Raw genomic sequence first — 6,000 nt, forward strand, 5'->3', positions numbered from 1 at the left:
CCGGCCACCGGGGTGTCCCGGCGGACCTGCCGGGGCGAGCGCGGGCTCCCCTCACCGCCGGGACGAGGACGGGCGCTGCCCGCCCGCCGCCGCGGCGACCTCCCGGGGCACCTGCTCCGGCGTCGACCGCGCGACGCGCGGCAGGCGGGTCGGCGCCGTGGGTCCGGGCGCCTCGGCGTCGCGGCCGGCGGACGCGGTCGCCGCCGCGCTCGGCGCGGACGGCGCGGACGGCGCGGACGGCGCGGACGGCGCGGACGGCGCGGTCGGCGCGGTCGGCGCGGTCGTCGGGCGGGGAGGTCCGTCGACGCCCGTGAGCAGCAGCTCCGTGGGGTGGGCGAGGACGAGGGAGAGCTGCACGGCGAGGAGCAGCCGGGACGCTGCCGTCGCATGCCTGCGGACGGAGCGCACGAGACGAGCGGGACGGGGGACGGGCACCGGGCGAGCGCAGCACCGGCGGGGACGGCCGCCGTCGGACCGGACGCCGCGCTGACGCCGGGCGGCCCGGCCCTGCCGGGACCCGGACGGCGGGGACGCCCCGCGCCGTCACCGTCCCGTCACCTGCCGTCACCCGGGCGGCCCCCGCGCGGCGCGACGCGGCGACGTAGTGTCGCGGCCATGCGCTGGTTGGTGGCACTCGACGTCGACGGGACGCTCGTCGACCACGACGAGGTCCTCTCGCCGGTGGTGCGCCAGGCCGTCCGCGACGTCGTCGCCGCCGGCCACCACGTCGTCGTCTCCACGGGCCGCTCGCTCGACAGCGCCTACCCGGTGCTCTCGTGGCTCGGCCTGGCGCCGACGGACGCCCCCGACGAGAAGCCGTACGTCGGGCCTCTCGTCTGCAGCAACGGCGCCGTGACCGCGATGGTCGACCCGCAGCTGCCCGACGGCCGCGAGGTCACCGACGTCGTGACCTTCGACCCCGCCCCCGTGCTGCGGCTGCTCGTCGAGGACCTGCCGACGGCGGCCTTCGCCGTCGAGGAGGTGGGCGTCGGCTTCAAGGTGGCCGGCCGTTTCCCCGAGCACGAGCTCACCGGCCGCATCACCACCGTCTCCTTCGAGGAGCTGCTGGAGGCGCCCGCCTGCCGCGTCGTCGTGCGCAGCCCCGAGCACACGCCCGAGGACTTCCTCGCGATCACCGAGCGGCTCGGCATGAAGGGCGTCAACTACTCCGTGGGCTGGACGGCGTGGCTGGACCTGGCGCCCGAGGGCGTCAGCAAGGCCAGCGCGCTCGAGGTCGTCCGGCACCGCCTCGGCGTCGACCCCGCGCACACCTTCGCCATGGGCGACGGGCGCAACGACCTCGAGATGCTGCGCTGGGCCGCCCGTGGCGTCGCCATGGGCCAGGCGCCGGCCGAGGTCAAGGACGCGGCCGACGAGGTCACGGGCAGCGTGCTCGAGGACGGCGCCGCCGCGGCGCTCGCGACGCTGCCGCGCTGACCGGCCCGCCTCGCGCAGCCCGGGCAGGAGGTCCGCCCGCGGCGGGCGGGTGCGGTGCTGCCCCCGGCCGTCAGCCGGTGACCAGGTCCGACACCGGCGGGAAGCGGCTGAAGGACGTGTCGTGGGTGGGCGCGAGCTCGAGGTAGGAGAGCCGGTCGTCGTCGACGAACAGCAGCACGAGCGCACCGGTCGTCCCGCCCTCGAGCACGACGCGGGTCCGCTCGCCGGCGGGCGTGACGCCGTCGGCGTCGGTGAGCTCGACGGACGGGCACGTGCCGCAGCCGCAGGGCCGTCCGGCCCACGTCCCGGGCACCTGCGCCAGCCACCGGGCCCGGTCGGCCGGCGTCACGACGACGTCGTCGTCGAAGGCGGCGCCGCGCTCGACCATCGCCACGAGCATCTCGCGCTCGCGGTCGTCGAGCGGTCGGGGGACGACGTCGGTCATGGGCGGTGCCTCTCCGTCGGGCGGGCGAGCAGGTCCTCGAGCGCCGGCCGCAGGTGCGGGTGGGCGAAGACGAAGCCCTCCGCGAGCAGCCGGGCGGGCACGGCGCGGCGTCCCGTGAGGCCGAGCGCGGGGTCGGTGCGCAGCAGCGCCGCGCCCAGCCGCAGGAGCGGCGCGGGCGTCGGCGGCGCCGGCGGCCGCCCGACGACCGCGCGCAGGGTGGCCATGAGCTCGGCGTTGCGGACCGGGTGCGGGCTCGTGGCGAGGACGACGCCGTCCGCGGTCGGCGCGTCGAGCGCCCAGCGCAGGACGGCGAGCCAGTCGTCCACGTGCAGCCACGAGAACCACTGCCGGCCCGACCCGACGCGGCCGCCGAGGCCCCACCGGGTCAGCAGGAGCAGGCGGTCGAGGGCCGGTGTCCCGGCGTCCAGGACGACGGACGTGCGCAGGACCACGGTGCGCACCGCGGGCAGGTCCGCCGCGGCCGCCTCCCAGGCGCGGGCGACCCCGGCCATCTGCGGGGGGCCGTCGGCGGGCGGGGACGACTCCGTGAGCACGGTGTCGCCGGCGTCGCCGTGGACGGCGGCCGTCGACGCCTGCACCCAGACGGGCACGGGCCCGTCGCGGAGCGTCGCCGCCTCGGCCAGCGCCCGGGTCGGGCGGACGCGGGACGTCGTCAGCAGCTCCACGGCCGCGGGCGTGGGCCGCCGGTCGACGAGGGCGCCCGCGAGGTTGACGACGGCGTCGGCGTCCCGCAGCTCGGCCGCCCACGGCCCCACGGTCTCGCCGTCCCAGGCGACCTGCCGGTGCGGCGCCCGCGGGTCCGGCCGTCGGGCGAGCACGACGACGTCGTCGCCCCGCGCGGCGAGGTCCGCGCACAGGCGCCGGCCCAGCGCCCCGCTGCCCCCGGCGACGACGACCTTCATGCGGCGACCGTAGGCCCGGCGGCGACGACGTCGCGGGGCGGCGGTCGGGCTGTGGACGAGGGCCGCGCGCGGGCCGCCGGTGGACGTCGCCGGGACACCGAGGGCGGTCGTGGCGTCGGGTGCGCCTGCCGGGTGGCGTCGTGAGCGGGGCGTCGGCAGGGCCTCCCCTCCGCCGTCCCGGACGGGGACCCTGTCGGCGTGGACGACGACGGGCCGAGCGGCTGGACGGACGAGACGGCGCGGCTGCTGCTCGAGGCGACGAGCCGGCTCGTCGGGGAGGTGCAGGACCTCGCGGAGGCCGTGGTGCGCATGCACGGCGGCTCGGCCGAGATGCCCGAGCGGCGGCGGCGGCGGGCCGCCGTCCTCGCGGCCGCGGTGGCGTGGGACGAGCGCGTGGCGGCCCGGACCGGGTACTGCGTGCACCCCTCGGAGCGCCTGGACGACGACGAGCCGTACGGGGCGCTCGAGGACCTCGTCGACCCGGACGAGCCGCAGCTGCCGCCGGCGGCGGCCGAGGTCAGCGTGGTCAGCCGCTACGACCTGGCGGTCGTCGACGTCCCGGCGCTGCTCGCCGAGGCACGCCGGGAGTGGCGGTCGGTGCGCCCCGAGGAGGACGAGCGCGACGCCGCGTACGTCGTCGGCGACGTGCCGACGGCGGTCGACGTCCTCCTCGAGCGGGCGCCCGAGCCGTACGAGCGCTTCCACGTCCTGCCGGGCGTCGAGGTGCGGGCGGGCATGCAGGTCCTGGTGGACCCCGAGGGGTCGCTGCTCCAGCCGCACGACGGGCACCCGGTGCACGACCTCGAGCACCCCGAGCGGGCCGTCGCGGTGCCGGCCGGCCGCGTGCTCCACCCCCACGGCGTCGGCTGCGGCTGACGGGCGTCAGCGGGGCGTCGGCAGCGTCAGCACCTCCGCGCCGTCCTCGGTGACGGCGACGGTGTGCTCGCTGTGCGACGTCGGGCTGCCGTCCGCGCTGCGCAGCGTCCACCCGTCGGGGTCGGTGACGAGCCGGTCGGTGCCCGCCATGACCCACGGCTCCAGGGCGAGGAGCAGGCCCGGGCGCAGCCGGTAGCCCCGGCCGGGGCGGCCGTCGTTGGCGACGTGGGGGTCCTGGTGCATCGTCGAGCCGATGCCGTGCCCGCCGAAGTCCGTGTTGACCCGGTAGCCCGCGCCCCGGAGCACGGCGCCCACGGCGGCCGAGACGTCGCCCGTGCGCGCACCGGGCCGGACGGCGGCGACGGCGGCCGCGAGCGCGCGCTCCGTCGTCTCGACGAGCCGGACCTTCTCCGGCGGTCGCCGCTCGCCGACGAGGAAGCTGACGGCCGCGTCCGCGGCGACGCCGTCCTTGGTGACGGCGAGGTCCAGGGTCAGGAGGTCGCCGTCGGCGAGCGTGCGGTCGTGGGGCCGGCCGTGGAGCACCGCGTCCTCGACCGCCGTGCAGACGTGGTGGCCGAAGGGCCCCCGTCCGAAGGAGGGGGCGTAGTCGACGTAGCAGGACTCCGCGCCCGCCTCGGCGATCAGCTCGCGGGCCCAGGCGTCGACCTCGAGGAGGTTGGTGCCGACGGCGCAGCGCTCGCGGAGCGTCCGGAGGGTGTCGGCGACGACACGTCCGGTGACGCGGGCGCGGGCCACCTCCGCCGGGGAGAGGATCTCGATCACGGGTGCTCCTTCGTCGTGCCGGGCGGCGGTCATGACCGCCCACGCTGCCTCTCCGGGCGACGGTGGTCACGGTGGGGCGGTCTAAGTATCCCGGTCAAGGTATCCCGGCCATCCCGGCTAGGGTCAGGGCATGGTCCGACTCCCGCTCAGCCCCGAGGACGTCGCCCGAGGCCGCCGGCTGGGCGCGCTGCTGCGCCGGGCGCGGGGTGACCGCTCGATGCTCATGACGGCGCTCGAGGCCGGTGTCTCGCCGGAGACGTTGCGCAAGATCGAGTCCGGCCGGGTCGCGACGCCGTCCTTCTCGACCGTCGCCGCCGTCGCCGGGGTGCTCGGGCTCTCGCTCGACGTGGTGTGGGCAGAGGTGGCGCGGCCTGCGGTGGGCGACGCCGGCGCCGGCGACCCGCCCGCGGTGACGGATGGCGCGGGCGCTGGTGCCGACGGTCCCCGCGCGCAGGGGCGCTCGGCCGCCTCGTAGGGGAGGGCGGCGGCCGCTGGTCGTCGTCCGTGCCGGTCCGCGCGGTCGGTCGACGGTGATGCGCGGTCCGCCGGAGCCGTCCTCCGGTCGCCCTCCGCCTCGTCGTCGGCGGTGGTCCGTGGCCGAGCTGGACGCCCTGCCGCCCTCGGGTGACGGTGCTCGGCCGCGGCGGTGGGCGCTGCCCCGCCTCGACCGGCGGCGTTCGTCGACGTGCCCCGCTGGATCCACAGGGTGGCGACGACGCCGGGCGGTTGTCGGGCCCCTCCACTAGACTTCGAACACACGTTCGACAGTGCGGGAGGGGTGGCGATGGCGTGGCAGCAGCCCGACGACGAGTCGCACGACGACGCCGTCGTCCCCGCACCCGCGACACCCGCCGCCCCCGTCGGTCCACTCGACGTCCCGGTCGGCGACCTGCCGCTCGCCCGCCGCGCGGGCAGGGCCGTCCTGGACCGGCTGCGCGACGCCCACGCGGCGGCGTCGGCCGAGCACGCCGCCCTCCTCGGACTGGTGGCCGACCTCGTCGACGAGACGGCGGCCTCCCTGGGCGTCCCGGTCGGCGGGGACCCGGTCGAGACCGCCCGGTTCGGCCGGCTCGGCGGGGACCCGGCCGAGGCGGTCATCACCGAGATCGCGCTGGCGTTGCGGGTCGGGGTCGCGGGTGCTCGGCGGCTGGTCACCGACGCCCTCGCGCTCACGACCGTCCTGCCGCAGACCCGCGCCGCGCTGCGCGACGGGACGATCGGCCCGGACCAGGCGCACGCCGTCGTCGCCGGTACCGCCGGCCTGACGGACGAGCAGGCCCGCTTGGTCGACACCCACCTCGCCGAGGACCTGCCCCGCCTGGACCCGCCCGGCGTGAAGCGGAAGGTGCGGGCGTTGGTCGCCCGGCTCGAGGTCGACGCGACCACCCGCCGCCTCCGGTACGAGACCTGCCGCCGCCGCGTCCTCGTCCAGCCGCTCGGCGACGGGGCGGCCGAGCTCGTCGCCACCGGCCCCGTCGCCGACATCACCGCCCTGTTCCACCGCCTCACCACCTGGGCCACCACCCGCACCGGCCC

Annotated in this window: 8 protein-coding genes; 4 read left to right on the plus strand and 4 right to left on the minus strand. The window is 78.2% G+C overall.

The genetic code is table 11. The annotated features are described in order from the left end of the window. Nucleotides 1-51: 51 nt before the first annotated feature. On the minus strand, nucleotides 52-435 hold the full coding sequence (locus tag EDC03_RS17235) for a hypothetical protein (RefSeq protein WP_148058139.1): 384 nt from the start codon (nucleotides 433-435) through the stop codon (nucleotides 52-54). A 180-nt stretch (nucleotides 436-615) separates the two neighbouring features. Between EDC03_RS17235 and EDC03_RS17240 the strand changes: the two genes are divergently transcribed. Then, nucleotides 616-1,437, plus strand: coding sequence for an HAD family hydrolase (locus EDC03_RS17240; protein WP_123381507.1), 822 nt, complete (start codon nucleotides 616-618; stop codon nucleotides 1,435-1,437). Nucleotides 1,438-1,507: 70 nt separating this feature from the next. On the opposite strand, the gene EDC03_RS17245 is transcribed toward EDC03_RS17240, so the two are convergent. Together EDC03_RS17245 and EDC03_RS17250 are read right to left on the minus strand one after the other, a co-directional pair. Beyond that, the gene (locus EDC03_RS17245; protein ID WP_123381508.1) at nucleotides 1,508-1,882 is read right to left on the minus strand and encodes a hypothetical protein; all 375 of its coding nucleotides are present in this window, start codon (nucleotides 1,880-1,882) and stop codon (nucleotides 1,508-1,510) included. Further along, nucleotides 1,879-2,805 (minus strand): TIGR01777 family oxidoreductase, encoded by a 927-nt coding sequence (locus EDC03_RS17250; RefSeq protein WP_123381509.1) that lies wholly within the window; start codon nucleotides 2,803-2,805, stop codon nucleotides 1,879-1,881. The genes EDC03_RS17245 and EDC03_RS17250 overlap by 4 nt, the downstream gene beginning before the upstream one ends. Nucleotides 2,806-3,003: 198 nt before the next feature. Between EDC03_RS17250 and EDC03_RS17255 the strand changes: the two genes are divergently transcribed. After that, a complete protein-coding gene (locus tag EDC03_RS17255; RefSeq protein WP_123381510.1) occupies nucleotides 3,004-3,681 on the plus strand; it encodes a hypothetical protein in 678 nt (225 codons plus the stop codon). A gap of 6 nt (nucleotides 3,682-3,687) precedes the next feature. On the opposite strand, the gene map is transcribed toward EDC03_RS17255, so the two are convergent. After that, a complete protein-coding gene (gene map, locus EDC03_RS17260) occupies nucleotides 3,688-4,464 on the minus strand; it encodes a type I methionyl aminopeptidase (protein WP_123381511.1) in 777 nt (258 codons plus the stop codon). Between the two features lie 130 nt (nucleotides 4,465-4,594). On the opposite strand from map, the gene EDC03_RS17265 reads away from it, so the two are divergent. Continuing rightward, the gene (locus EDC03_RS17265; protein WP_123381512.1) at nucleotides 4,595-4,939 is read left to right on the plus strand and encodes a helix-turn-helix transcriptional regulator; all 345 of its coding nucleotides are present in this window, start codon (nucleotides 4,595-4,597) and stop codon (nucleotides 4,937-4,939) included. A 309-nt stretch (nucleotides 4,940-5,248) separates the two neighbouring features. Continuing rightward, a partial coding sequence (locus tag EDC03_RS17270) for a DUF222 domain-containing protein (RefSeq protein ID WP_123381513.1) occupies nucleotides 5,249-6,000 on the plus strand: 752 nt, incomplete at its 3' end.

Origin of the sequence: Pseudokineococcus lusitanus, from assembly GCF_003751265.1 — a bacterium.
In the GTDB taxonomy this organism is placed as follows: Bacteria; Actinomycetota; Actinomycetes; order Actinomycetales; family Quadrisphaeraceae; genus Pseudokineococcus; species Pseudokineococcus lusitanus.